At 73.4% G+C, this 1877-nt stretch carries 1 protein-coding gene; it reads left to right on the top strand.

The window, feature by feature from the left end; translation table 11 throughout:
- Window positions 1–187: 187 nt before the first annotated feature.
- Window positions 188–1654, top strand: coding sequence for an FAD-binding oxidoreductase (locus tag Q7L73_RS28545; RefSeq protein ID WP_304696351.1), 1467 nt, complete (start codon window positions 188–190; stop codon window positions 1652–1654).
- Window positions 1655–1877 lie beyond the last annotated feature (223 nt).

The raw sequence follows: 1877 nt of genomic DNA, 5'->3' as shown, positions 1-1877 counted from the left end.
CTGCCCGCCCGGCCCCGCCCGCCCGGCCCCGCCCGGCCCCGCCCCGCCCGGCCCCGCCCGCCCCGCCCGTGACGCGGCACGCGCGCCTCATCCGTGCGCCGCACCCGAGCGCCCCCGGCCCCGGATTCCGGTCTGTCGTCGAACGACTCCGCTCAAGTCGGCGGCGGTCCGCGCCGACCACCTGCTCATGACCTCGATCACGCGCCGGCAGCTGCTGGTCTCGGCCGCAGCGGCGGCCGCGGGCGCCCCGCTCGCTCCCGCGGCCGCCCGCCGCCCCGCCGTCGCCGCAGGCGCGAACGAGCGCGCCTGGCGCGAGCTGGAGCGCCGCCTGCACGGCCGCCTGCTGCGACCGGGCGGGAGCGGCTACGCGCGCGCCGCGCTCCCCTTCAACCGCCGCTACGCCGGCGTGCGGCCGGCGGGGATCGCCCGCTGCGCCAGCGAGGCCGACGTGCGTGAGGCGATCCTCTGGGCGCGCGAGCACGAGATCCCGCTCGCGGCGCGCTCGGGCGGTCACAGCTACGCCGGCTACTCGACCACGCGCGGCCTGCTGATCGACCTCGGCGGGATGCGGCAGGTGCACGTCGACGACGAGGCCGGCACCGTCAGCGCGCAGTCGGGCGCGCGCAACACGAACGTCTACACGGGCCTGCAGCCGCACAGAGTCGCGATCTCGGCCGGCCGCTGCCCCTCCGTCGCGATCGGCGGCCTCGCGCTCGGGGGCGGCTTCGGCTTCTCCTCGCGCGCCATGGGCCTGACCTGCGACAGCCTCGCCGAGACCCGGCTCGTGACCGCCGACGGCAGGCTGCTGACGGTCAGCGCGCACCGGCATCCCGACCTCTTCTGGGCGCTGCGCGGCGGAGGGGGCGGCAACTTCGGCATCAGCACGAGCTTCCGCTTCCGCACGACCCCGGTCTCCGACGTCGGCCTCTACGACCTCGCCTGGGACGCCGAGCATGCGCCGCGCGTGATGCTCGCGCTGCAGCAGATGGTGCGCGACGCGCCCCACACGCTCTCGTGCCGGATGGGGATGGGCAGCGTCGGTCGCGGCGCCGCGACCGTCACCGCGCTCGGGCAGCTGCTCGGCCCGGTCGACGAGCTGCGAGAGCTGCTCGGCCCGGTCCTCGCCGTCGCCAGACCGACGAGAGCGCTGATCGCCAGACGGACCTTCTGGCAGGCCAAGAACCACTTCTTCCACAACACGCCGGTCGACCGCTTCGAGGTGATGTCCGCCTTCGTCGAGAAGCCGTTGACGGAGCAGGCGATCGACACGATCGCGCGTGGGGTCGATCGCTACCCGGGCAGCAGCAACCCGGACGGCGGCGGCGTCGCGCTCTACGCGTGGGGCGGGCAGATCGCGAGAGTCGCCCCGCAGGCGACCGCGTTCGTCCACCGCGAGGCTGAGTGGCTGCTGGCCTGCGACGCCTCCTGGACGGCAAAGGACAGCCGCGGCACCGTCGCCCGCAACCTCGATTGGCTGCAGGGCTTCACGCACGAGCTGCGCCCGCATCTGTCACACAGCGCCTACCAGAACTTCATGGACCGGACCCAGCCGAACTGGAGACGCGCCTACTACGGCGACAACTTCGCGCGGCTGGCGAGGATCAAGCGCCGCATCGACCCCGACGACGTCTTCTCCTTCCGCCAGGGCGTCTAGCCGCCGATTGAGAGGTTATGTTTCGCCGGTTGGAGGGAAGCGTCACGCCGAACGGGTCGTGTGTATAGTCCTCGACGCGGCGCAGGACGGGCCGCCCGGACGGACCATGCGAAAGGGTCAGCACCGGGGTGTGGAAGAAGTTCTTTTCACTCCGCGCCCGTGTGCGCTATACTTTCGCGCCCCGCTTCGAGTGCAGATAGTGCTCGGCGCGTGTCGGATGGAG

This window comes from Conexibacter sp. CPCC 205762, assembly GCF_030646155.1.
In the GTDB taxonomy this organism is placed as follows: domain Bacteria; phylum Actinomycetota; class Thermoleophilia; order Solirubrobacterales; family Solirubrobacteraceae; genus Conexibacter.
Note: the sequence above shows the minus strand (reverse complement) of the source record. Positions and strands in the feature narration are given on the sequence as shown.

Bases quoted from the DNA above. Each gene is read 5' to 3' on its own strand.
- Q7L73_RS28545 (WP_304696351.1), top strand. From the start codon at position 188: ATGACCTCGATCACGCGCCGGCAGCTGCTGGTCTCGGCCGCAGCGGCG.